Raw genomic sequence first — 24,938 nt, forward strand, 5'->3', positions numbered from 1 at the left:
GATCGGCCCACATCGGCGCTTGACCTGCGCCGACCGACTCGATAGCGTTTCGGGTTTGCCCGGGCGGCCATTGCCGCCGGTGCCGTGAGCACGCCCGACGTCGTGGCGCGCGCGGCCGGGCTCCGATGGAAAAGACGATGCAGAAACTCGATGCGGCCAGCCCGCAGGCGATGTCGACGGATTTCACCGCCGACAACGTCGCGCGCCTGAAGGCGCTGTTCCCCGAACTCGTGACCGAAGGCCCCGGCGGCGCGTCGGTCGACGTCGACGTGCTGAAGGCGCTGATCGGCGAACGCACGGTCGGCGACGCCGAAGAACGCTACGGCTTCCACTGGCATGGCAAGCGCAGCGCGCGCCAGGCTGCGCTCACGCCGTCGACGGGCACGTTGCGGCCCTGCCCCGACGACAGCGTCGCATGGGACGACACGCGCCATCTCGTGATCGAGGGCGACAACCTCGACGTGATGAAGCTGCTGCACAAGAGCTACGCGGGCAAGGTGAAGCTCGTCTACATCGACCCGCCGTACAACACGGGCAGCGATTTCGTCTATCCGGACGACTTCAGCGACAGCATCCGTCACTACCTGGCGATGACCGGGCAGACCCAGGGCGGCGTGAAGCGCAGCACCAATACCGAGGCGAACGGCCGGTTCCACACCGACTGGCTGAACATGATGTATCCGCGCCTGAAGCTTGCGCACGCGCTGCTGTCCGACGAAGGGCTGATCGCCGTGCACATCGACGAGCACGAAGTGCATGCGCTGGTGCTGATGCTGCGCGAGATCTTCGGCGAGGAGAACGAGCTCGGCGTGGCCGTGTGGGACAAACGCAACCCGAAGGGTGACGCACGCGGCGTCGCGTACCAGCACGAATCGCTGGTGCTGTTCGCGCGCAACGCCGAGACGCTGCTCGAACAGGCGCCGCTCAAGCGCCCGAAGCGCAACGCGCAGCGCATGCTCGACGCCGCGCACGACGCCGTGTACCGCAGCGGCAACCCGAAGGACGCGCAGAAGGCGTATCGCGCGTGGATGAAGGCGCAGACCAATCTGTCCGGCGGCGAGGTGATGTACGACCGGCTATCGGAAGAAGGCCGCGTGTACCGTCTCGTGTCGATGGCCTGGCCGAACAAGAAGAAGGCGCCGGAAGAGTATTTCACGCCGCTGATCCACCCGGTCACCGGCAAGCCGTGCGCGATGCCGGCGCGCGGCTGGCGCAACCCGCCCGCGACGATGCAGGCGCTGATCGAGCGCGGCCAGATCGAATTCGGCGCGGATGAAAGCACGCAGCCGCAGCGGATCTACTACCTCGACGAGAACATGTACGAGAACGTGCCGTCGGTCCTGCCGTTCGCCGGCTCCGACGACGCGCTGCTCAAGACGCTCGGGATCCCGTTCGACCTGCCGAAGCCGGTCGATTTCGCGGCGGCCGTGATCGGCTGGTGCACGCGCGGCGACGACATCGTGCTCGACTGCTTCGCGGGCTCCGGCTCGACCGGCCACGCGGTGATGCAGGTGAACGCGACCGACGGCGGCGCTCGCCGCTACGTGCTCGTGCAATTGCCCGAAGCGCTCGACCGCCGCGACAAGACGCAACTGGCGGCCGCCGATTTCTGCGCGAAGCTGAAAAAGCCGCTGACGCTCGCCGAAGTCACCAAGGAACGCCTGCGCCGCGCCGCGCAGCAGGTCGCGCGCGATTACCCGGAAAGCTATGGCGACCTCGGCTTCCGCGTGTACCGGCTCGACACGACCAACGTGATCGAGTGGGACCCGCGCCGCGACGATTTCGACCATGCGCTCTTCGCGTCCGTCGAGCACGTGAAGACCGGCCGCACCGAAGACGACCTGCTCGCCGAACTGACGCTGAAGCTCGGCCTCGACCTGTGCACGCCGGTCGAGCATCACCAGGTGGCAGGCAAGGCCGTGCACCTGATCGGCCGCTCGATCGTCGCGTGCTTCGATGCACGCATCGCGCGCGACGACGCGGGCCCGCTCGCCGACGGCATCGTCGACCTGCTCGATGCGACCGGCACGACGCACGACGTCACGTGCCTGTTCCGCGACAGCGGCTTCGTCGACGACGTCGCGAAGCTCAATCTCGCCGCGCTGCTCGAACAGCACGGCGTGAAGCGCGTGCGGAGCCTGTGATGCGGCTGCATTTCGAAGCGGATCTCGACTACCAGCGCGACGCGATCGACGCCGTCTGCGACCTGTTTCGCGGCCAGGAATCGTATCGCGGCGACTTCAGCGTGCTCGCGAACGCCGCGCCCGGCACGACGGCCGCGGCCCAAGGCTCGCTCGGCTTCGCGGTGTCGGAACAGGGCGTCGGCAACCGGCTCTCGCTGACCGACGACGCGCTCGCGCGCAATCTCGCCGACGTGCAGCTGCGCGGCGGGCTGCCGCCGTCCGGCCTGCCCGGCTCGCGCGACTTCACCGTCGAGATGGAGACCGGCACCGGCAAGACCTACGTATACCTGCGTACGATCTTCGAGCTGAACCGCCGCTACGGCTTCACGAAGTTCGTGATCGTCGTGCCGTCGATCGCGATCAAGGAAGGCGTGCACAAGACGCTGTCCATCACCGAGGATCACTTCCGCGCGCTGTACGCGGGCGTGCCGTACGACTACTTCCTGTACGACTCCGCGAAGCTCGGCCAGGTGCGCCACTTCGCGGCGAGCGCGGCGATCCAGGTCATGGTGATGACGGTGGCCGCGATCAACAAGAAGGAAATCAACAACCTCTACAAGGACAGCGAGAAGACCGGCGGCGAGAAGCCGATCGACCTGATCCGCGCGACGCGGCCGATCGTGATCGTCGACGAGCCGCAAAGCGTCGACGGCGGGCTCGAAGGCCGTGGCCGCGAAGCGCTCGCCGCGATGGCGCCGCTCTGCACGCTGCGCTATTCGGCCACCCACGTCGACCGTCACCACATGGTGTACCGGCTCGACGCGGTCGACGCGTACGAGCGCAAGCTCGTCAAGCAGATCGAGATCGCGTCGGCGATCGTCGAGGATGCGCACAACAAGCCGTACGTGCGGCTCGTGGGCGTGTCGAACCGGCGCGGCACGATCAGCGCGCGCGTCGAGCTCGACGTCGCGACGGCGGCCGGCGTGAAGCGCCAGATCGTGACGGCCACCGACGGCGACGATCTCGAACGCCTGACCAAGCGCGCGCTGTACGCGGGGCTGCGGATCGGCGAAGTGCATGCGGTGAAGGGCGCCGAATACGTCGAGCTGCGCCATCCGGAAGGCGAGGCGTTCCTGTCGCTCGGCGAGGCATTCGGTGACATCGACACGCTCGCCGTGCAGCGCGAGATGATTCGCCGCACGATCCGCGAGCATCTCGACAAGGAGCTGCGGCTCGCGGAGCGTGGCGTGAAGGTGCTGTCGCTGTTCTTCGTCGATTCGGTCGAGCGCTATCGCCGCTACGACGAGAACGGCATGCCCGCGAAGGGCGACTACGCGCTGATCTTCGAAGAGGAATATGCGCGCGCGGCGCGCGTGCCGGCCTATCGTGCGCTGTTCGACGGCGTCGACGTGGCGCTCGAAGTCGGGCGCGCGCACAACGGCTACTTCTCGATCGACCGCAAGGGCGGCTGGACCGACACGAGCGAGAGCAGCGCGGCGGCCCGCGAGAACGCGGAGCGCGCGTACGGCCTCATCATGCGCGAGAAGGAAGCGCTGCTGTCGTTCGACACGCCGCTGAAGTTCATCTTCTCGCACTCGGCGCTGAAGGAAGGCTGGGACAACCCGAACGTGTTCCAGATCTGCACGCTGCGCGACATCCAGACCGAGCGCGAGCGCCGCCAGACGCTCGGCCGCGGGCTGCGCCTCGCCGTCGACCAGGACGGCGAACGGGTGCGCGACGCGGGCGTGAACACGCTGACCGTGATCGCGACCGAGCGCTACGAGTCGTTCGCGGAGAACCTGCAGAAGGAAATCGAGGCCGATACGGGCATCCGTTTCGGGATCGTCGAGGAACACCAGTTCGCGGCGCTGCCTGTGCAGGAAGGCGATGCGCCCGCGCATGCGCTCGGCGTCGAGCTGTCGCGCGTGCTGTGGAATCACCTGCACGAGCAGGGCTACGTCGACGCGCAGGGCAAGGTGCTCGACCGGCTGAAGGATGCGCTGCGCCAGAGCGCGCTGGTGCTGCCCGAGGCGTTCGAGGTGCTGCGCGCGCCGATCGTCGCGACGCTGCGCAAGCTGTCGGGCCGCTTTGCCGTGCGCAATGCGGACGAGCGCCGCGCGATTGCACTGCGGCGCGATGCGTCGGGCAAGGCCGTCGTGTTCGGCGAGGAATTCCGCGCGTTGTGGGATCGCATCCGTCATCGCACCGTGTATCGCGTCGAGTTCGACAACGCGAAGCTCGTGCGCGACTGCGCGGCCGCGCTGCACGACGCGCCGGACATCGCGCGCGCACGGCTGCAGTGGCGCAAGGCCGAGATCGATATCGGCAAGGCCGGCATCGAGGCGATCGAGGTGGCCGGCGCCGGCACGGTGCTGCTCGACGAAGGCGAGCTGCCGCTGCCCGACCTGCTCACCGAGCTGCAGGACCGCACGCAGCTCACGCGCCGGTCGCTGGCGACGATCCTGGCCGACAGCGGCCGGCTCGAGGATTTTCGCGTGAATCCGCAGCAGTTCATCTCGGTCGCGGCCGATGCGATCAACCGCTGCAAGCGGCTCGCGCTCGTCGCGGGCATCGCGTACCGCAAGCTCGGCGAGCGCCATGTGCATGCGCTCGAATCGTTCGAAAGCGAGGCCTTGACCGGTTATCTGCGCAACCTGCGGCCCGATGCGCAAAAGTCGATCCACGAGGCGGTCGTGTGCGAGACGGACGCGGAGCGCGCGTTCGCCGATGCGCTCGAGGCGCACGACGGCGTGAAGCTGTACGCGAAGCTGCCCGCATGGTTCCGCGTGCAGACGCCGCTCGGCAGCTATCACCCGGACTGGGCCGTGCTCGCGGAACAGGACGGCGGCGAACGGCTGTACTTCGTCGTCGATACGCCGAATGCGGACGGCCACGTGCCGAGCGAACACGAGCGTGCGAAGCTCGCGTGCGGCGAAGCGCATTTCCGGGCGCTGGTGGACGGCGACGGCGCGGCGCGCTTCGTGCGCGTCAGGCAGGCGGACGCGCTGTTCGAACCTGCGGTGCCGCTGGCGGGCACCGGGCGGTAAGACGAAGGGCGGCGATGAGCCGCCCTTTTTTGTCGGCTTTTCGACGCGGCCGCGCGTGCTTGCGATGCGCGCGCCTCGCGCCGGTTTCCTGTCTGTTAACTGCCCGTAAGCGATCCGTATTCGCGCGCCTTCGCGGCGCGGTTACGGCTGGTTGCAAATCGGGTCGGCACGATGTTTTCGCGCGACAGCCGCGTTGCATTGCCACGATGAAAAAAGGGCACCGAAGCGCCCTTCCTTCACGTTTGCGTGCCGCGCTTAGAGCGTGCGGCCGAATGCGTGGTGACGCGAATGATGGGTGGACGTCGACGCGTGCGTGGTGTGGCCGTGTGCATGTCCGTGCGTGTGACCATGGCCCGGCTGCACGCCGGCGCGATCGGCGATCGTGTCGGAGCGGTCAGCCGCGCGCGACAGGCCCTTGTCGCGGTCGCCCGCGTGCATGCCGTTCGAGTTGCTCAGCGCCTCGCCGCTCATATGGCCGCCCGACATGCCGCCGGCATTGCCGCCCAAACCGCCTGCGCCGTGACCGCCGCCACCGTTTCCACCGCCATTTCCACCACCGTTACCGCCGGCTGCCGCATACGCGGAAACCGTGCCGAGCGCGAGCAGCGCGGCCGTCAGTACGGACAGATATCGTCGATGTTTCATCTTGTGCTCCCTGTTGTGCGTTTGTGTGACTGCATTCTAGGAATGCGCGCCATTCGCGCCACCCGACGTTGTAAATGATCGTAACGATGCGCGCGACGCGCATTCGTCGGATCAATCAGGATCGTGTGTGAACGGGAAACGAAGCAGGCGGGTGCGGCGCCGCAGCGCCGCCCCGGTGACGATGACGCTTACTGAGCCGGCTGCATGCCCTGCGTGGCGGCCTTGTGCTGCGCGGCCTGCTCTTCAGCATGCTTCTTCGCCATGTGGTGGCCGACGATACAGCCGCCGACCGCGCCGACGACCGCGTGGTGCCCCGCATAGTGGCCGGCCACACCGCCGACCACTGCGCCCTTCATGCAGCCCGCCGCGTGCGCGCTGCCGATCGTGGCCAGCGCAACGATCGCGGCGCCGGCGCACAGCCTGATGTGTCGAATGGGCATCATGTTTTCATTCTCCTCTTGTCGTAGTCAGTCGAGCCGCTTAATCCCAGCGGCGGCCGCGCCAGTCGCCGCGATCATGCCATTCGTGCTCGCGCCATTCACGGCGGCGCCACTCGTGTTCGCGCCATTCGCGCGCACGCCAGCCGTCATCGCGATAGCCGACCGGAGCGTACATGACGGGCGGAGGCGGCGCCACGTAGACGGGTGCCGGCGCCGCATAGGCAGGTACACCGATGCCGACCGACAGGTCGACGTGGGCCGATGCGACGCCCGAAGCTGCCAGCGCCGCTACACCGAGAACTGCACCGAGAATGAGTTTCTTGTTCATCTCGCGACTCCCTGCACGTGTCGTGCGTCATGTGAATACGGTTCGGAGTCTAGGCACCGGGCACTGACACAGGTGAAACGGGTATGCGAGACCGGTAACGGACGTTTACGGCTGCCCGCAAAGCCTTGCCGGACAAGGAAGAGGCGGCACTCCAGATACCGTTGCAACGGTGCATCGGGCCGGTAAAGGAGGGATTTTCAGCACGAAGCCGGGCGATCGGTACGCGCCGGCGTGCACTGGAACGGGCATGCGCCGAGAGCGAACCGCCCGCACCGTACGCGGGCGATTCGCAAGCATGGGCGTTACGCGCGGATATCGTCGACGCTGCGCAGCCAGTGCACGCTGAACAGGTTGTCCGCGTCGGTCCACACGGTATCGGGCTCGAATCCTGCGCGGCGCGCGATCGCATGGAAGCCGTCGATCGTGAACTTGTGCGAATTCTCCGTGTGGATGCGCTCGCCGGCGTCGAAGCGGAACGCATGGCCACGTACGTGCACGGTCTGCGCGATGTCGCTGACGAGATGCATCTCGATGCGCTGCCGCGCGCTGTCGTAGAACGCGCAATGCGAGAACGCGTCGACGTCGAAATCCGCGCCGAGCTCAGTGTTCGCGCGCACCAGCAGGTTCAGGTTGAACTGCGCGGTCACGCCCTGCGCATCGTTGTACGCGTCGTGCAGCGTGCGCGTGTCCTTCACGAGATCGGCGCCGACCAGCAAGCCGCCGCCTCGCAGCAGCCGCGCCGCATCGCGCAGGAACGCATCGGCTTCTTCCGGCGAGAAGTTGCCGATCGTCGAGCCGGGAAAGAAGCCGATGCGCCGCCGCGGCGTTTCGGTCAGCCCGGCCAGTTGCTCGGCCTTCGTGTAGTCGGCTGCGATCGGCTCGACGTCGAGCCACGGATACTCGGCACGCAGCCGCGCGGCGGCGTCGTGCAGGTAGTCGGCGGAGATGTCCACCGGCACGTAGCGCGCCGGCGCATTCGCATAGTTGCCCGCGAACGCGTCGAGCAGCACGCGGATCTTCTCGAGCGAGCCCGCGCCGAATTCGACGATGTCCGCATGCGGGCCGACGCGCCGCACGATCTCGGCCGCGCGATCGCGCAGGATGCCGAGCTCGGTGCGGGTCGGGTAATACTCGGGCAGTTCGCAGATGCGATCGAACAGCGCGGAGCCGGCCGCATCGTAGAAGTATTTCGGCGGAATGCTGCGCGGCGTACGCGACAGTCCGTCGATCAGGTCGCGCTCGAACGCGCTCGGCCGCGAATCGCGGGCGGGTTGCTGGCCACCGCTCGTGGCCGTCTGGTCAGACGTCTCGCGCAAGTCGCACTCCCGTGAATTGCCAGCGCGCGGCCGGCGGAAAGAAATTGCGGTACGTCGGCCGTTCGTGCCCGGGCGGCGTCGCGATGCTGCTGCCGCGCAGGACCTGCTGGCCGACCATGAACTTGCCGTTGTATTCGGCCGCGACGCCTGCGAGCGGCCGAAAGCCCGGGTACGGCTCGTAGGACGAGCGCGTCCATTGCCACACGTGCCCGAGCATCTGCCGGATGCCTTCGGCGGGGAACGCGGCTTCCCATTCGAATTCGGTCGGCAGGCGCGCGCCGGCCCATTCCGCGTACGCGGCCGCTTCGTAGAAGCTCACGTGGCACACCGGTGCGTCGGGTGCGAGCGGTTCGACGCCGTGCAGGCCGAACCTGCGCCGTACGCGCGTGGCGGCCGCATCGTCGTCGTCGGGCATCCAGTACGCGGGCCCTTGCCACCCTTCCCGCTGCACCGTGGCCCAGCCGTCGGACAGCCAGAACTCGGGGCGCGTGTAGCCGCCGTCGGCGATGAACGCCGCGAATTCCGCATTCGTCACGAGGCGGCTCGCGATCTCGTACGGCCGCACGAGCGCCGTATGACGCGGCCGTTCGTTGTCGAACGAGAACGCATCGCCGTCGTGGCCGATCTCGACGAGCCCACCCGGCTGGTGCAGCCAGTGCTGCGCCCCGGCATCGCCCGCGGCCATCGCGCCCGCGTCCGTCCCGTTGCGCGGCCGGAACGCCGGCTTCAGCGGGTTGCACGAGAACGCGTGCAGCATGTCGGTGACGATCAGTTCCTGGTGCTGCTGCTCGTGATGCAGGCCGAGCACGATCTCGGGTGCAATCGTATCGAGCAGCGCGGCATCGGCGCCGGCCAGCGCGCGCAGCATCGCGTCGTCGACGTATTGCCGGTACGCATGCACCTCGTCGAGCGACGGGCGCGTGAGCAGCCCGCGTTGCGGCCGCGGGTGACGCGGGCCGAGTGCTTCGTAATAGGAATTGAAGAGGAACTGGAAGGCGGCGTCGAACGGCGTGTAGCCGGGCACGCGGCGCATCAGCACGACGGTTTCGAAGAACCAGGTCGTATGCGCGAGATGCCATTTCGTCGGGCTGGCGTCGGGCATCGACTGCACGGCCTGGTCTTCGGCGGACAGCGTCGCGGTCAACGCGACGCTATGCGCGCGCACGTCCTGGTAACGGCGCTGAAGGTGTGATGCAAGGAGGCTCATCGGTTTACCGTTCACGTCGCGATTCGCTGCGTTGCGTTGCCGGAAAAAGGAAAGCCTTGCGCGTGATGCGCGCGGCTGACGTGCGACCTGCTGCTGCGTCGTCGGGCAGCCGGCGCGCGCGCCGGGCCGCGAATGCGGCGTCACTTCATCTGCCCGTGCAGAACAGTATGGTCCAGAAATGTGAATGCTGCGAATCGGGATGCCGGCGAAACGCGAACGAAAGAGAAATGAAAGTGTTGGCTGCGCGCATGTCGGATGCGTGACATACGGGCCATGCTTGCCCCGTTCGGGCGAGAGCGCCTTGTGCGACGCGCTTGTCGGCGCATGCGGGCTACTGACGCCCCATGACATCCGCGCAGCGATCGTGAGTGAAGGCCTGGTGATGCACGGGTTTGTCTGACGAACGCGTGCGTGCGCCCCCATCGGCACGGCGATGAACCACCCCGCCCTTCGTCCGGGATCCGCAGCTACACACGCTTCGAAAAATTTTTTGCGCCGATGTCACACACGCGGGGGGCTCGCTCGTCATATCACCGGAACCCACACGAAAGGAGAAGGACCATGACTGCGAAACTCAATCCGTTTGCCGCCGCGCCGGCACTGATGAAGAACTGGATGACCGTATCGGTCGCCGCCGCGCAGAGCCTCGAACCGACGCTAATCGAGCTCGTGAAGATCCGCGCATCGCAAATCAACGCGTGCGCGAACTGCATTAACATGCACACGGCCGAAGCACGCGCGCAAGGCGAGACCGAGCAGCGCATCTACCTGCTTTCCGCGTGGCGCGAAGCGCCCTGCTACACCGACCGCGAACGCGCGGCGCTCGGCTGGACCGACGCGCTCACGCGGCTGTCGGAGGGCCACGCCGCGCACGAAGCGGCCTACGCGGCGCTGAACGACCACTTCAGCCAGGAGGAACAGGTGAAACTCACGCTGATGATCAACGTGATCAACGGCTGGAACCGGCTCGCGGTCGGCTTCGGGCTGTGGATCGACCCGGCCGATGCGAAGGCCGCCGCCGCGAAGATGGTGGCCTGATGCCGACCCTCGACCCGGCCAAGGGCAGCGCGGAAGAACGGGCCGATGCGGCCGCGAGTTTCGACCCGCTGCGCCGCACGCTGATCCGCGTCGCGTACCGGATGCTCGGTTCCGTCGCGGATGCCGAGGACATGGTGCAGGAGGCGTTCATCCGCTGGATGGACGTCGAGCGCACCGAGGTGCGCGTGCCCGAGGCGTTCCTGCGCCGCATGGTGATGCGCATGTGCCTCGACCAGCTGAAGTCCGCGCGGCACCAGCGCGAGACCTATATCGGCCCGTGGCTGCCCGAGCCGGTCGTCGAGGAAGACGAACAGGAAGACGTCACGCTGCCGCTGCTGCTCGCGCTCGAACGGCTCTCGCCGCTCGAACGCGCGGCGTTCCTGCTGCACGACGTGTTCGGCCTCGAGTTCGACGAAGTGGCCACGACGATCCAGCGCGATGCAGCCGCGTGCCGGCAGCTCGCCGCGCGGGCACGCACGCACGTGCGCGAGGCGCGGCCGCGTTTCCATGTCGAGAAACAGCGCGGGATCGAATTGGCGGAAGCGTTCTTTGCGGCGTCACGCAGCGGCGACATGCGCGCGCTCGGCGCGATGCTCGCCGAGGACGTGAGCCTGCATTCGGACGGCGGCGGCAAGCGCACGGCTGCGGGCAAGCCGGTGTTCGGCTTCGAACGCGTGATGAAGGTGCACGAGTACCTGGCCGAGCTGTTCGCGACGCATGCGTCGAAGCTCGTGCGTGCCGGGTTCATCAACGGGCTGCCGGGTTTCGTCACGCTGGAATCCGACGGCGAGCTGCAGACCACGGCGCTCGAGATCGAGGACGGAAAGATCGTCGCGATCTATGTCGTGCGTAATCCCGACAAGTTGAAGCATCTGCACTGAGGGCGGCGGAATCGCGCGCCGTGCGCATGCACGGCCGCGCTGCGCTCCGTCCTGCCGCCCTGCTTTACCGGCCGCCGGTTCGTGCTCGTGCGATCAATACGTCCCGGTCACCAGGTTGCGGATCACGATCATCAGGAAGCCGAGCAACGGCGTCGCGACCGCGAAACCGGTCGCCGCGAGCCAGTTCGTGCCGCCTTGCGCTTCCAGCAGCGCGAGAAACGATTCGCGGGACGTCGCGTTCGGGCGCAGCTTGTCGATCTTGCGCTCGACGTGCGCCTTGTAGATGCCGTTCCCGTACCAGCCGAGCGACACCGCGATCCCGATCGTGACCGGGTCGAGCGTGCTCGATTCGAAGTACTTCGGGAAGAACAGCAGCTCGACCAGCGTGATCGCGAGCGACACGCCAAGGACGGCCGCCGCCTGCCAGTACATGCATCGATACGCCATCCAGACCGGGCCCAGGAAACAGGCTGCCCAGTTCCACGACTGCCGGTTCTTTCGCGACGCGGCGAGCGTCCATTTCTTCTCGAACCAGGGGGCTTTCTTGCCGACGTAAGCGGCGATTTCGTCGTTGCTTGCGGACGATGTGGCGGTTGTGACGTCGGACATGGTCGTGTGCTCTCAGTCGCGCGGGTCGCGCGTCGTTGTTTTGATACGTTGGAAATCGGGCGACGGCCGGAACAGCCGCTTCGATGCGCACACGATTCTACGCGCGGCGTAGCGGCCGTTGTATGGCGAATCGAGGTGTCGGTGAGGAAGGATGCGATGCCGTGGATCACACAACGCATCGGGGCGACACGCGTTGTTTCGGCCGGAAAAAGAAAAACGCCACGCGAAGTTGCCGCGTGGCGTTTGTATGTTGGCGAGCCGCATTGCCTGTAGGCAAGTTGTGCTGCCAGACCCCTTCATTTTGTTCGTTGGTAGGCTCGATTGGATTCGAACCAACGACCCCCACCATGTCAAGGTGGTGCTCTAACCAACTGAGCTACGAGCCTAAGAAGCCGCGAATTATAGAGAGGGTTTTTGAGGAGCACAAGCCCCTTCGTGAAAATTTTTTGAATCGTGGTGCGCGGAGGGTGACGATCGATGTTGGATGGCGATGCCAGGGACGCTGGCTTCACCGCTTCGCATCACAGCAAAACGTGTCGATGCGCTGTGATGTTATCCACATTGCCCTCTGGATAACCCTCCGGCAAGCCTCTGGATTCACAGTGGAACGATTGAGGATATGTCGCCGCGGCTGTGAATCGACGAAAAGTTGTTCTGTGCTGCGCGGAACTGTTCACGCGACACACCCATGGTTATGCATCCTGCATCCTGTAGAAAATTCAGGACGTTAGGGACGTTATCCACTGTGGGGCACAGGGCTTGTTAACTATCACTACGTATGTATACGAACCCTGTTAACACCTTTGGATAAGCACAGTCCGCCGACTGTGGTCCGCGCAGGATATGTACTGCGTGCACCCGTCGGACAAACGAAACGGCAAGCTGTGACGCGCATCGGGTGATGCGCAAGCCGCCGCATCTGTAGATCTGTAGAATCGCCGGCATTCAGGATGCGAAGGCCTGGCGCACAGGCTCACGGCACATGACCGATTCTTCGTTGACCCGGCTCGACGCACTCGATATCGATGCCGTCGTACACCGGTTGCAGCAACATGCGGGCGACATCCTGCTCGAGCAACGCGTGTCGATCCCGGAAGCCGAAGTCCTGTGTTGCCGCTACAAGGGCGAACGATTCAACGTGAAGTTCGATCTCGACTACGGGGTGTTTGTCGATCACGTCGGGAAGCTGTCCCGCAAAGACATCGAAGAGATCGTCAGATGGCTCGTCACGGTGTGAACCGGATGATGAGAAGCACAGGCAGATGATCGATTCATTGACTGCGCTGCAGCGCTCGTACGGTTCGATTGCATGGCGCGGGCCGGGACAGTACGTCATCGAAGGGCATTGATGCGGTGCGTGATTGATCGATGTCTCCTACGGCGCGATGAACCCGAATAAAGAGCAGAGCGACGCGAGCCGTGCTCGCAACTGGAGCAAGTAATGGGACCGAGCGTTTGCCATCGGCACGGACACGCTTCCACGGCGACAACGTCGACAGGCGTTGCCGCACGCATCAGGCTGCGCGGGCAGTGTGAGCCCGGCGAACTCGTGAAGGTCTCGCTCGACCGGCCGAGATACAGCTGGGAGATGTGGATGATGCGCGCCGAGCTCGACGAGCACGAGGTCGACGCGACCTTGGTCGATCAGGTCGCGCACGTGAAGGCATTTCCGAAGATCGCGGCGCTGGAGCGCTTGCGCGCGTATGTCTGTTTGGCGTGCCTTGACGAACTGCTCGTGCGCTCCGGCGAAGCGCCGTATAAACCGACGACGAAAGAGCAGGCGTTCGACACGTCCATCGTCGCGGCGAATGCCAAATGGCCTAGCAATCACGCGCGATGCGAGCTTCATGGGCTGATCCGGCCGACGCGGGCATCGCCGGATATCGAAACGGCGATCCTGACGATCGACGTGATCCGTGATTGTCACGTCGTGCGAGTAACCAATGGCAGCGTGAAGCATGAATCCGCGTATTGGTTCGACGAAGCGTTTTTGCGCAAGGTGCTCGGGCCGGATATCGACATCGTCGATTCAACGTTCCGGATCGACGATCGGGCCATGTTCGTGCGGCTGTGGGACGCCGGTGAGTACGTGTGTCCGGTGTGCCTGCGGGAGGTGTTGAAACGTAGCGGCCTGGGCGATGGCAACGCGCCAGCCTGACCCGAACGATGCGACGGCGGCCGGCGCAATCCGCATGACGAATCGTGCCGCGCGTGTTGCGGTCATGCCCCTGTTCCTGGTCCGACGATTAGCGTTAATGCCCTGATTAAACGGTAGAATCTCGCGCGACTGAGTCACAGACACCATCCGAGGGTGCTGAAATAAAAAAGGGCTGCATCATGAACGTGCCGGACGTCGGCGCCGCGCTTCGCGGTGGATTGCTTCAGCAGGACCGTTTGCTCAAGTTGGATACGCCGCTGGGAGCTAACGTACTCGCGGTACAGCGCGCGATCGGCCGATCGCGGATCGGACGAGACTATTCGTTCACGCTCGATGTCGTCGCGGGCAATGACGATCTCGAACTCAAGAAGCTGATCGCGCAACCGGCCACGCTATGGATTCAGCAGGCGAACAATGCGTACCGGCCCGTCAGCGGCTACATCTACACCGCGCGCCGGCTTGGCGCGAATGGCGGGGTGACGACCTATCAGCTCGAACTGCACGCGTGGATGCATGTCCTGCGGTTCCGCCGCGACGAGAAAATCTGGATCGACAAGAACGCAGAGGACATTATTTCCGATGTGCTCGACGTGCATCCGGAGGCGCGCGGCCGGTTCCGGTTTGCGTTGTCGCAGCCTTTGGAGAACCGGTCGTATACGCGGCAAAGCGAGACGGACTGGAACTTCGTGCACCGGCTGATGGAGGACGAGGGGCTGTACGGCGCGTGGCAGCAGGCTGACGACGGCAAGTCGCATACGCTCGTCATCACCGACAACCTGCAGGCGTTTGCGCCGCTGTCGCCGGAAACCGTGCGCTTCTATAGCGGCGGCGTGGGCAGCGAGGCCGACGCGTTCACGCAATGGTCGGGCACGCGCACGCTGCAGAGCGTGACGCGTACGACGCGCACGTTCGACTACAAGAATCCTTCGCAGTCGGCGAACCCGAAGGGCACGTCGCTGCCGACGATGGGTGGCCAGGGCGAGTTGCCGGATCAGCTCGAGGTCTACGAGTACACGGGCGCCTATACGTATCTCGACCAGACGCGCGGCGACCATCTGACCAAGGTGCGGATGGAGGAGTGGGAGTCGCAGGCGAAGCGCTTTCATGGCGCGGGCGGCGTGCGTGCGATCGATGCGGGCCGGCGCTTCACGCTGGCCGATCACCCTGCGCACGAACGCGATTCCGCCGATCAGCGCGAGTTCGCCGCGATCGGTGTTTCCTGGTGGATCGAGAACAACTTGCCCGTATCGGGCACCGACTCGGATTTCCCGCATAGCCTGGGTCGTGCGCTCAGTCAGGTGCGCGCGCGTTACGAAAACACCCCCGGCCTTCAGGTATCGCACGGAGACGGGTCGGTCGGCTTCTATCTCGTTGAGGTCGACGCGCAACGCGTGAGCGTGCCGTATCGCAGCCCGTTCGAACACAGCAAGCCCGAGATGCATCTCGAGACGGCGATCGTCGTCGGGCCGCAGGGCGAAGAGGTCTATACCGACGCGCTGAACCGGATTCGCGTGCAGTTCGTGTGGGACCGGACGAATCCGGGCAACGAGAATGCATCGTGCTGGGTGCGCGTCGTGCAGTCGGATAGCGGTGGCGGTTACGGCGGCGTGCATGTGCCGCGCATTGGCGAGGAAGTGCTGATCGACTACGTCGGTGGCGACTGCGACCGGCCGCTGGCGGTCGGGCGCGTGTACAACGGCGCGAACCAGCCGCAGTGGCATACCGACGGGATCCTGTCGGGCTATCGGTCGAAAGAGTATTCGGGCAGCGGCTACAACCAGCTCGTGATGGACGACGCAACCGGGCAGAACCGCGTGCAGCTGATGAGCAGCAGCGCGAACAGCCTGCTGCATCTCGGCTACATCATCGACCACAACGCCAATTCACGCGGGGCGTATCTCGGCAGCGGCTTCGACCTGCGCTCGGATGCGTACGGTGCGGTGCGGGCGGGCCGCGGCCTGTACGTGACGACGTACCCGAAAGCGGCGAACAGCCAGCCGCTCGACGTGAAGGAAGCGCAGCAGCAGCTCGTGACGGGCGAGAGCCTCGTCGAGGCGATGTCGAGCGTGAGCGAACAGCACCAGGCGGAAAGCCTGAAGGACGCGCAGGACACGATGCGCGCGTTTGCCGACGCAACGCAGGACAGCGCGTCGGGCAGCGCGTCAGGCGGACGCACGGCCGGCGGTGGTACGGGTAGCGCGAACGCATTCAAGGAACCGGTGATGCTGTTCGGCAGCCCGTCAGGGATCGGGATGGCGACGCAGCAGTCGGTGCATGTGGCCGCGCAGGACCACGTGAACGTCGCGAGCGGGCAGAGCGTGCATATCGCAACCGGCAAGTCGCTGGTGGCGAGTATCGGGCAGAAGCTGAGCCTGTTCGCGCAGAACGCGGGGATGAAGCTGTTCGCGGGCAAGGGCAAGGTGGAGATCCAGGCACAAGCGGACAACATCGAGGTGACCGCGCAGAAGGCGGTGAAGGTGGTGTCGTCGACGGACCGGATCGAGATCGCGGCCGACCAGGGGATCCTGCTGACGAGCGGCGGCGCGTACATCCGGATCCAGGGTGGAAACGTCGAGGTTCATGCGCCGGGCAAGGTCGATATCAAGGGCGCTTCGCATACGTTCGCCGGGCCGGCGAGCATGGCTTATCCGCTGCCGGCGTTGCCGACTTCCGTACACGCGGCCGCGCTGCAATACCAGTATCACGACAACGAGCCGGTGCAGGGCGCGAAGTACGTCGCGACGCTGTCCGATGGCGCCACGCGCGAAGGCGTGCTGGATTCGCAGGGACGGATGCATCTGGAGAACGTGCCGGCCGGCGCGATCAAGGTCGAACTCGGGCCGGACGCGCGGCCGTATGCGCGCAAGGACAAGACCGCCAATCCCGACTACAAGGGAGAAAGCCTCACCGAAGCCGACATCGACGCAATCATCAACAAGCACGGGGGAGCGTGAGCGTGAGCTGGACGATCGAGGATTTCAAGGCAACGTCGCTGGAAGTCGGGCAATGGTGCTGGGGAACGATGGAAGGCGCGTTCAACGAGAAACAGACCATCAGCCAGATCATCGTCGATGCCGCGATCGGGATGATTCCGCTCGTGGGTGACGCAACCGCCGTTCGCGATCTGCTGGCCGTCAGCATCGGCATGAGCCAGGATCCGGTCAAGCGCGACGACAAGATGCAGCGCGTGCTGCTGGTCGTGCTCATCTTCGCGCTGATCCCGGTCGTGGGCGGGGTCATCAAGGGGCTCGGGCGATTGCTGCTGAAGGTCACCGGTGATGTCGCGAAGGATGCCGAACTGCTCAAGGCGGTCGTGCAATTCCTGAACCGGATGGGGCACGGCGACGCGCCGAAGTGGTTGAAGGCGCTGGACCTGGGCAAGTACCAGGCGCAGGTCCTGGGGAAGCTGAAGGATTTTTGCGCGGGTATGCGCGTGACCATTGGCCAAGTGCTTTCGTCACGCGTCGGCCGGTTGCTCCCGGACAAGTATCGCGCCGCGCTCGAGCGTGTCAGCAGCGGTTTTCACGCGCTTCAGGATATGGCCGACAAGATCGTGCCGGACGCGATCAAGGAGCTGAACGCGAAGCTCAAGGTGCTGCAGAACATGGTCTATCGCGGCGAGATGCATGAAATCGCGACGGGCGGGGCACCGAAGATCAAGCGCGAGGCCGAGGCGTATCTGCAGGAGCGCAAGTTTGCTCGCGAGATTCGTCGGGGGCGGTTTCCGTCGGAGGAGTGCCTGGCTGACAAGCGTGGCGAGGCGCGGCTCAAGGCGAAATACGGCGAGAAAATTGCCCGCGGTTGGCCGAACATCGTCGACAGGAAAGGCAAGATGCCTCTGTTCGGCGATAAGGATGTGTTTCTCGACATCGCGTCGTTCAGCGGCCCGATCAAGGCGCTGACTGCGAAGGAACTCGCCGGCAAGAAGGTGTACCGCGTGTTCGGTAACCCGTCCGAACTGGCGAAGTGGGAGGGTGGCAGCTCGGCGGGCGGCAGAAGTCCCGCGTTCTGGGGTGTCGGCGAGCCGCCGAAGAATGCGGAGGAGTGGCGCAGGCTCTCCGCCGTGCTGGATTCCTGGAACGGCAACGGGTTCATCGTCGTCATGCAGTTGCCGCACGATTTCGGCGAGCGGATGCCGAAGGCCAATGCGTGGGCTGGAAAGATTGCCGAACAGTACGGCACGGATAAGCCCGTGCAGTATCTCGAAGGCGGCGGAGATCAATTGGTCGTCGACTTCGGCGAACTGTCTGCGTTTGTGCATGCAGAGGGAAACAAGATCAAGAAGGATTTCGAGAATTTCACCGGGCACGCGGATCTGCATGTCAAGCGGGAGTACAACGGCGTCAAGATCGAGTTCCACAAGACGAACTGGGAGAATGTCGAGAAGGTGTACGGCTACAGCAAGTACGAGGACGACATCCACTATGCGACGGAGACACGCCGGCTGGCGGGTGACGAAATCCAGACCAAGGCGACCAACAGCAAAGTGACCGCAGCGACTCGATCGGCAGCGAACAACGAAGGTCAGAGATGACGGATACGATCAAGCAGGACGACATGACGGATGACGCGACGCGGCGCAGGATTTTCTGGCTGCTTCAACGCCTGACCAGTTATTCGCTCTGGAAGCGCAAGCGCGATGCGTTTGCACTCTTCGCGAACGAATACGAGCACGCGGTGAAGACCTGGCCTGAAGATGATCCGGAGAGGGTGCCGGCAGACAATTTGTCGACGGTCTTCGAGATTCTCGCCGCTTATGATCGAGGGCTGACCGAGTTGGCCCGAGGGTACCGGTTCGTCTGGCAGCGCGGTGAGCCGCTGCAATACGCGATCGATCGGTACAACCATTTGAACGCGTATTTTTTCCCGCATTACGATTACTGGGACCGTGGCGCGCAGTTTGCTCCCTATCCGCCGAAGGTCGACGCGCTGGCCCAGCTGCTGCATGCATCGGAATACCAGGTGGAGTATGCGCCGTTCGAGCCGCCACCTTTGGAAGACTACCTCGCACAACTGTGCTCGATAGACTTGCTGCTGTCTCCGGATGCGTACGAGCACAGCTTCTACACACTTCCGTATCCGGTGTTTCCGGTGGATTTGCCTGAGGTTCCGGAGCCAGTCGGCCCGGTGATCAAGTCAGGCGAGAAGGTGCCTTGCGACGGCATCTGGGAACCCGTTGCGGTCGAGCAATCGAAATTGTTGGGCATCGTGCCGGTCGGCAATCGCAGTTTGCGTAGTAACGGCTGCTTCAATTATTTCATTCGGGACATCCGCGCGCCGAACCTCAGCGATGACGACACGGGTGCGGTCGTCAAGACACACTGGCGATTGTTGTGGGAAGACAAGCGATACGCGGACGGCGTCATTCCCGACGAGTCGCAGTATTTCCTTGAGCCACCGGCGCCGCAGCCGGCTCGGGAAACCGTCACTGAGGTCCGGACCGGCGATCGCTGCCCGGTTTCCGGCGAATGGCAGACGGACGAATACGGCGGCAAGACGCTGCACGTCGAAGCCGGGGCTGCGATGCCCGACATGCTCGTCAGGGACAATCTCGGCGAGCTCAAGGTGCACTGGGTGACGTGGCGCCTGGTGAAGCGTTCGTAGTGCGGGCGAGCGACGAAATCGAGACCGGGGCGAGCAACAGCAAAACGGCTCCAGCGGGTTCGATCGGCGAGGAATGGCGGAGGTCAGCGATGACGGATGCGATCACGCTGTACGACATGATGGATGATGTGACGCGGCGCAGGATTTTCTGGCTGCTTCAACGCCTGACCAGTTATTCGCTCTGGAAACGCAAGCGCGATGCGTTTGCACGATTCGCAAACGCGTACGAGCATGCGGTGAACACTTGGCCCGATGACGATCCTGATGGAATTCATGACAAGCACTTTCCACTCATCGCAGAGATTCTCGCTGCTTACGATCAAGGGCTGACCGAGCTGGCCCGAGGGAACCGGCAAGTCTGGCAGCGCGGTGGGCCGCTGCAGCAAGCGTCCAGGCGCTATGACTTTCTGGAAGCGTATTTCTACCCTCATCCCGATTACTGGGATCGCGGCGCGCAGGCTGCGCCGTACCCGCCGAAGATTGAAGCGCTGGCCCAACTGCTGCACGCGTCGGAGTACCAGTTGGAGTATGCACCGTTCGATCCGGGGGAAAGATTCGGCGACGTTGCAAAACTGCACACGGCAAGGCTGCTGCTCTCCCCGAATGCCTATAAGCGCAACTTCCACACGCTTCCGTACCCGGTGTTTCCGGAGGAGCTGCCTGCGGTTCCACAAGCGGTGGGCCCGGTCATCTGGACCGGCCGGAAAGTGCCTTGCGACGGCATCTGGGAGCCTGTCGTCGTCAAGTGGTCGAGGCGGCCGGGCATCGTGCCGCTCGTCATGCCCAGTTTGCGTAACGGAGGTTGCTTCAATTATTTCATTCGGGGCGCTCGTGCGCCGAACCTCACGGATGATCTCCCGGGATTGCTCATCCCGACGTGCTGGCGATTGCTGTGGGAAGACCGGCGTTACGTGAACGGCATCATTCCCGACGAATCGCAGTATTTCCTCGAGCCACTGCAGGTACCGCAGACGAGCCTGAACCCGTGATATCCGGAGAACGCCATGAGCAAGCTGAATTTCGGCAAGGTCGATCGATGTTCCGTCCGGCTCAATACCGCGACGCTGCTCGGCCTGAAGGCCGCCTATGAGGATTTTGCAAAGACCGGGCAGGATCTGCACAACTTCGAGATCTGGATCACGGACGAAAGTGCCGCCAGGGTTGATCCGAAACCGGACGACCACGTCATCGGCGTGACGTTTCTGGCGAAGATGCCTCCCGGCATGCGCGGGCTCGGCAATGCAAGTCCGCTCGGAACATCGATGGAATACGTCATCTCCCCTGAGACCGGCGAGATTCTCAAGGTTTATCTGACCAAGTGACTTCGGTGGCGGTGAAGGTGGTCAGCCTTCGTATGTGGATAACCGCTCACAAAACGACGCGAAACGCTGTGCCGGCAAAAGGTGAGCATGCACGCGGATCGCAATCTCGGCGTAGATCCTGGCGAATTCGGGCCGCGACACGCCGACCCGGCTGCGTAAGCACACGACTGGACGGAGGGCCGCCTGCTCTACGACGTGGGCTCGCGTGGAATGCGCCTCGCGTTTCGTGCGCTTGTCGGCGGTCCGCATGTGGACAACCCGCGCCCCAACCAGTCGAACTCCTGTGCATCGAATAGGTGAGCGCTTTGCACTGGAGCACACGAATCAGCTCGAATGCCTTGCCTGGCATCGCCTTGCCGGAATAGAGCAGATGATGCGGCTAGTTTTCGCGCGATCCGCCGTGATTGAATGCCTTGTGGATATCGCGATGTCAAAGCACTCGAAGGCCTGTGCATCCAGCGAGGAAGGGTAATCGAATTCGGGCAGGTGTTCGCGTTATCTCACGGGTTGTGGATATCGCGCTCCAAGACAACCCGAAACACTGTGCAGACTGAGAGTGAGCGAATCGACTATGACCGCGCGCGGCGTCGTCATGATCGATGTGGATATCCTGTTCCGCGATGACTCAAAACCCTGTGATTTCAAAGGGTGAACGTGCCGACATTGCCCCGATGTGGACAACCAACCGGGAAAATCAGTCGAAACGCTGTGCAGGCGAGTGGTGAGCGTGAGCGCACCCAACCAGCAAAGCCGCATCATTCGGGGCGCCGACAACCACCACCGCCCACCGACAGCGCGCGCATCGTACCACTCAAGTTTGCTGATCGAGCGCCTGCGCGACCGCTTTCTCCGCGAGGCTGCCGGCCGGCCCGACCACCGCATAGTTGAGTCCGTTCACCGACCCATACCGCGCGAGCAACGCGCCATCCACGCGTTGCCCGGCCGGCAGCAGCCGATGTTTCGATTCCGCCGGCCGCAGATAGAAGCTCAGCGTCCGCCCGGCCTCGTCTTCATAGAGCACCATCGCAGCCGTTGCGCCGCTGTCCGTCGTAAACAACCGCCCACCGACCGGCCTGAACCCCGCCGCGCTCAAATCCGGCAGCCTTGCCGATGCCCCGACGCGCCGGGTGAGCCACCCCTGCAAATCGCCCGCACCGGTCGGCCGGTAATCGACCTTGGCCGTCTGATCGACCACCATCATCCGGTATGCCTTGACCGCATCGCTCATCGGCGCGATGGGCGGCGCCGCGTTCCATCCGCGCGCCTGCCATCCGCCGAACGTCCCCAGCCCGACGCAGAACACGAACGAAGCCGCGATCGCGAACCGCATCCGTGTGCGCTCCGCCCGCCGACCGCGAATGGCCGCGGGATCCAGTGCGGGGTTATTCGCCGGCATCCGCACGCTCTCGAGCGCGGCCCGCAACCGCTGCGCATCCTGCTGCCATTGCTTCACCTGTTCAGCGCGCTCCGGATGCAGCGCGAGATAGCGCTCGACCGCGGCGCGCGCATCGTCGTCGAGCTGGCCGTCGACGTAGGCCTGAAGGTCGTGTTCGTTCGGAGGGGTGTTCATTTTTTCATCAATCGCAAAGAAGGAGCGGGGAGCTCGCCGTCGCTGAGCTGGCGCAGCGCCTGGCGCGCGCGGGAGAGCCGCGACATCACGGTGCCGATCGGCACCTCGAGCAGGTCGGCGACTTCCTGATAGGTGAAGCCCTCGACCGCGACGAGCAGCAGCAGGCTGCGCTGCTCGTCCGACAGCCGGCCGAACGCTTCGAGCGTCGCGCGCGCTGCGAATTCGCGTTCGGCGGATGGCCAGTGTGCTTCGTCGTCGTCGCGGATCCGGCCAAGCAGCCAGTTGTAGCGCTTCGCACTGCGTTTCCCGTCGAGAAACTGCCGGTACAGGATCGTGAAGAGCCAACTGCGCAGCGACGCGTCGTCGCGACGGCTCGTCCAGCGCGACAGCGCGCGCTCGAGCGTCGACTGGACGAGATCGTCGGCCGCATGGACGTCGCGCGCCAGCCAGAGTGCGAAGCGTCGCAGCCTGGGGATGAGTTCGCGCAATGCGTCGTCGTCGAGGGCGGTGGAGGGCATGGCCGGGCCGGTTGCCGAAAGGGTCGAGATGCCGCGTAGGACGCCGGCCGGCATCGATTATTCCCTCCAGCATACGAAAAAAATTTTCGTGGAATAAAGCGGCGCGGGTGGCGTCCTACGCGGGTTCGACAATGACCTGACGGTCGGGAGCACATTCATGGAGCGATCTTCTTCCTCTTCTTCACCGCAGCGCGAGCCCGGGCGCGGGTGGTGGCGCTGGGCCGCGATCGGCGGCGCGGTGGCCGGCGTGGCCGTGGCGTTCGGGTATGTCGGCGGGTGGTTCGCGCCGGCGCGTCTGACCCCGCACCGGATCGTCGACGCATTGCAGACGGCCGGCGGCGGCATTCACCCGGGCTTCCGGCGCAATCACGCGAAGGGCGTGTGCGTGACCGGTTACTTCGAAGGCAACGGCGCCGCGAGCGCGTATTCGGTCGCGCCGTTCTTCAAGGCGGTGCGCACGCCGGTGGTCGGGCGCTTCGCGTTGCCGGGCGGGAATCCGTACGCGCCCGACAGCAGCGTGCCGATCCGCAGCCTCGCGCTGAAGCTCACGGCGCCCGATGGCGAGCAATGGCGAACCGGGATGAACGCGATGCCCGTGTTTCCGGTGGCGACGCCGCAGGCGTTCTACGCGCAATTGCTGGCGACCCGGCCCGATCCGCAGACGGGCAAGCCCGACCCTGCGAAGGTGAAGGCGTTTTTCGGCGCGCACCCGGAGACGGCCGCGTTCCGCGAATGGGTGAAGGGTGCGAAGCCGAGCGCGAGCTACGTCACCGAAAGCTATTACGGATTGAACGCGTTCTACTTCGTCGATACGGCCGGCAAGCGCCAGGCGGTGCGGTGGCGCGTCGTGCCGGAGCAGACGGCAGGCGCCGGCGGCGTCGCGACGGCGGCGGATCCAAACGTATTACAGCAGGACGTGACGCAGCGCATCGCGGCCGGTGCGCAGAAGTGGAAGCTGCTGGTCACCTTGGCGGAGCCCGGCGATCCGGTGGACGACGCGACCAAGGTCTGGCCCGCGCAGCGCACGACGATCGACGCGGGCACGCTGGTGCTCGACCGCGTGGAGGCGCAGGACAGCGGGCCGTGCCGCGACGTGAATTACGACCCGACGGTGTTGCCGCAGGGGATTCAGGTGTCGGGTGATCCGTTGCTGGCGGCGCGTTCGGCGGCGTATGCGGATTCGTATCTGCGGCGCACGAGCGAAGAGGCCGGGGTGGCTGGCGTGGCGCGATTGAGTGGGGAGGGACGATGATGAAGGCTTCGACGACGTTTAGCTTGCCGGCGCGGGTGCTGCACTGGGTAATGGCGGCGATGATCCTCACGATGCTGTTCATCGGGGTGGGGATGGTGGCGTCGGTTTCCGAGCGGCACGAGATCCTGGTGGCGATTCACAAGCCACTGGGTGTGGCCGTCCTGGTGCTGGTGTGCGTGCGGATCGTGGTGCGGGTGCTGTCGAAGTCGCCGGCGTTGCCCGAGGACCTGCCGTGGTGGCAGAAGGTGGCCGCGCACGGGTCGCATCTCGTGCTGTATGCGCTGATGGTGGCGATGCCGCTGATCGGGTGGGCGATGTTGTCGGCGGGTGGGTACCCGGTGACGCTGGGCGGTGGCGTGCAGTTGCCGGCGCTGGTTTCGGCTGATCCGGTGACGTTCGCCTGGCTCAGGGTCGCGCATCGCGTGCTGGCCTATCTGTTCTTTGCGACGTTCCTCGCGCACTTTGCCGCGGCGCTGTATCACGGACTGATTCGGCGGGACGGCGTGGTGAGGGCGATGGTGGGGCGGTAACCGGGAAGGTTGCGTTCGCGGCGGCGGGGCTGTTCACGTGCGACCGAGGCTGCTCTTGCCGTGCCGCTTATATATGACCACCGGGTCGGCTCAGCGGCTCCCGGCTTAGCATGTCAAAAATATTTCACAAAGGGGCTTGCGTAGATGAGGGCGGGTGCTTAGAATCACGCCTCTTTCGCGCTAACGGAAACGCGGCGCGGGAGAAAGAAGGGAAGCGGTGCTGTTGAAGTCGGTTTTATCGATTCCAGTGCACACGAAATTAAACCGCAGTCGTCGCAACGAAGTAGTTAAAAAAGTTGTTGACGAGTTTTAAAAAACGGTTGATAATCTCACTTCTCTGCTGCTGAAAA

21 protein-coding genes and 1 tRNA gene are annotated in these 24,938 nt (G+C 64.7%); 13 read left to right on the forward strand and 9 right to left on the reverse strand.

Annotated elements, in window-relative coordinates:
- The first annotated feature begins 125 nt into the window (after positions 1 to 125).
- Positions 126 to 2,144: a site-specific DNA-methyltransferase gene (locus HAV18_RS31980; protein WP_166964000.1), complete on the forward strand. Its 2,019-nt coding sequence runs from the start codon at positions 126 to 128 to the stop codon at positions 2,142 to 2,144.
- On the forward strand, positions 2,144 to 5,170 hold the full coding sequence (locus HAV18_RS31985) for a type III restriction-modification system endonuclease (protein WP_166964002.1): 3,027 nt from the start codon (positions 2,144 to 2,146) through the stop codon (positions 5,168 to 5,170). The genes HAV18_RS31980 and HAV18_RS31985 overlap by 1 nt, the downstream gene beginning before the upstream one ends.
- A gap of 255 nt (positions 5,171 to 5,425) precedes the next feature.
- On the opposite strand, the gene HAV18_RS31990 is transcribed toward HAV18_RS31985, so the two are convergent.
- The 5 genes from HAV18_RS31990 to egtB all read right to left on the reverse strand — a co-directional run bounded on the left by HAV18_RS31990 (position 5,426) and on the right by egtB (position 9,106).
- Complete coding sequence (locus HAV18_RS31990) at positions 5,426 to 5,815, reverse strand: hypothetical protein (protein WP_166964004.1); 390 nt, start codon at positions 5,813 to 5,815, stop codon at positions 5,426 to 5,428.
- A 188-nt stretch (positions 5,816 to 6,003) separates the two neighbouring features.
- Positions 6,004 to 6,258 carry a hypothetical protein gene (locus tag HAV18_RS31995; RefSeq protein WP_166964006.1) on the reverse strand — a complete coding sequence of 85 codons (255 nt, stop codon included), beginning with the start codon at positions 6,256 to 6,258 and terminating at the stop codon, positions 6,004 to 6,006.
- Positions 6,259 to 6,295: 37 nt separating this feature from the next.
- Entirely contained in the window at positions 6,296 to 6,583 is a 288-nt protein-coding gene (locus HAV18_RS32000; RefSeq protein ID WP_166964007.1) for a hypothetical protein, read from the reverse strand.
- A 302-nt stretch (positions 6,584 to 6,885) separates the two neighbouring features.
- The gene (gene egtD, locus HAV18_RS32005; RefSeq protein ID WP_166964009.1) at positions 6,886 to 7,899 is read right to left on the reverse strand and encodes an L-histidine N(alpha)-methyltransferase; all 1,014 of its coding nucleotides are present in this window, start codon (positions 7,897 to 7,899) and stop codon (positions 6,886 to 6,888) included.
- Entirely contained in the window at positions 7,883 to 9,106 is a 1,224-nt protein-coding gene (gene egtB, locus HAV18_RS32010; RefSeq protein WP_166964011.1) for an ergothioneine biosynthesis protein EgtB, read from the reverse strand. The genes egtD and egtB overlap by 17 nt, the downstream gene beginning before the upstream one ends.
- A gap of 561 nt (positions 9,107 to 9,667) precedes the next feature.
- Between egtB and HAV18_RS32015 the strand changes: the two genes are divergently transcribed.
- Both HAV18_RS32015 and HAV18_RS32020 read left to right on the forward strand, forming a co-directional pair.
- On the forward strand, positions 9,668 to 10,144 hold the full coding sequence (locus HAV18_RS32015) for a carboxymuconolactone decarboxylase family protein (RefSeq protein WP_166964013.1): 477 nt from the start codon (positions 9,668 to 9,670) through the stop codon (positions 10,142 to 10,144).
- Positions 10,144 to 11,025, forward strand: coding sequence for a sigma-70 family RNA polymerase sigma factor (locus HAV18_RS32020; protein ID WP_166964015.1), 882 nt, complete (start codon positions 10,144 to 10,146; stop codon positions 11,023 to 11,025). The genes HAV18_RS32015 and HAV18_RS32020 overlap by 1 nt, the downstream gene beginning before the upstream one ends.
- A gap of 93 nt (positions 11,026 to 11,118) precedes the next feature.
- Here the strand turns inward: HAV18_RS32020 and HAV18_RS32025 are convergent, their stop codons facing one another.
- Entirely contained in the window at positions 11,119 to 11,634 is a 516-nt protein-coding gene (locus HAV18_RS32025) for a DUF2628 domain-containing protein (protein WP_166964017.1), read from the reverse strand.
- A gap of 309 nt (positions 11,635 to 11,943) precedes the next feature.
- Positions 11,944 to 12,020 (reverse strand) — tRNA-Val (locus HAV18_RS32030).
- A gap of 596 nt (positions 12,021 to 12,616) precedes the next feature.
- On the opposite strand from HAV18_RS32030, the gene HAV18_RS32035 reads away from it, so the two are divergent.
- From HAV18_RS32035 to HAV18_RS32065, 7 genes are all read left to right on the forward strand, one after another.
- Positions 12,617 to 12,871: a hypothetical protein gene (locus HAV18_RS32035; RefSeq protein WP_166964019.1), complete on the forward strand. Its 255-nt coding sequence runs from the start codon at positions 12,617 to 12,619 to the stop codon at positions 12,869 to 12,871.
- 312 nt (positions 12,872 to 13,183) lie between these two features.
- Positions 13,184 to 13,792 (forward strand): hypothetical protein, encoded by a 609-nt coding sequence (locus HAV18_RS32040; RefSeq protein ID WP_166964021.1) that lies wholly within the window; start codon positions 13,184 to 13,186, stop codon positions 13,790 to 13,792.
- 179 nt (positions 13,793 to 13,971) lie between these two features.
- Complete coding sequence (locus HAV18_RS32045; protein WP_166964023.1) at positions 13,972 to 16,746, forward strand: type VI secretion system Vgr family protein; 2,775 nt, start codon at positions 13,972 to 13,974, stop codon at positions 16,744 to 16,746.
- Between the two features lie 2 nt (positions 16,747 to 16,748).
- A complete protein-coding gene (locus HAV18_RS32050) occupies positions 16,749 to 18,326 on the forward strand; it encodes a hypothetical protein (protein ID WP_166964025.1) in 1,578 nt (525 codons plus the stop codon).
- The gene (locus tag HAV18_RS32055; protein ID WP_166964027.1) at positions 18,323 to 19,396 is read left to right on the forward strand and encodes an Imm72 family immunity protein; all 1,074 of its coding nucleotides are present in this window, start codon (positions 18,323 to 18,325) and stop codon (positions 19,394 to 19,396) included. The genes HAV18_RS32050 and HAV18_RS32055 overlap by 4 nt, the downstream gene beginning before the upstream one ends.
- An 89-nt stretch (positions 19,397 to 19,485) precedes the next feature.
- Positions 19,486 to 20,385: an Imm72 family immunity protein gene (locus tag HAV18_RS32060; protein ID WP_166964029.1), complete on the forward strand. Its 900-nt coding sequence runs from the start codon at positions 19,486 to 19,488 to the stop codon at positions 20,383 to 20,385.
- A 15-nt stretch (positions 20,386 to 20,400) separates the two neighbouring features.
- Positions 20,401 to 20,718 (forward strand): hypothetical protein, encoded by a 318-nt coding sequence (locus HAV18_RS32065; RefSeq protein ID WP_166964031.1) that lies wholly within the window; start codon positions 20,401 to 20,403, stop codon positions 20,716 to 20,718.
- An 811-nt stretch (positions 20,719 to 21,529) separates the two neighbouring features.
- On the opposite strand, the gene HAV18_RS32070 is transcribed toward HAV18_RS32065, so the two are convergent.
- The gene (locus HAV18_RS32070) at positions 21,530 to 22,288 is read right to left on the reverse strand and encodes an anti-sigma factor (RefSeq protein WP_166964033.1); all 759 of its coding nucleotides are present in this window, start codon (positions 22,286 to 22,288) and stop codon (positions 21,530 to 21,532) included.
- Complete coding sequence (locus HAV18_RS32075; protein WP_059667759.1) at positions 22,285 to 22,806, reverse strand: sigma-70 family RNA polymerase sigma factor; 522 nt, start codon at positions 22,804 to 22,806, stop codon at positions 22,285 to 22,287. Before HAV18_RS32075 ends, HAV18_RS32070 begins: the two co-directional genes overlap by 4 nt.
- Before the next feature lie 157 nt (positions 22,807 to 22,963).
- Between HAV18_RS32075 and HAV18_RS32080 the strand changes: the two genes are divergently transcribed.
- Both HAV18_RS32080 and HAV18_RS32085 read left to right on the forward strand, forming a co-directional pair.
- Positions 22,964 to 24,058 carry a catalase family peroxidase gene (locus tag HAV18_RS32080; RefSeq protein WP_166964035.1) on the forward strand — a complete coding sequence of 365 codons (1,095 nt, stop codon included), beginning with the start codon at positions 22,964 to 22,966 and terminating at the stop codon, positions 24,056 to 24,058.
- Entirely contained in the window at positions 24,055 to 24,588 is a 534-nt protein-coding gene (locus HAV18_RS32085) for a cytochrome b (protein WP_166964037.1), read from the forward strand. Before HAV18_RS32080 ends, HAV18_RS32085 begins: the two co-directional genes overlap by 4 nt.
- The last annotated feature ends 350 nt before the right edge of the window (positions 24,589 to 24,938 follow it).

The sequence above is a fragment of the Burkholderia sp. D-99 genome, from assembly GCF_011605345.1.
GTDB lineage: Bacteria > Pseudomonadota > Gammaproteobacteria > Burkholderiales > Burkholderiaceae > Burkholderia.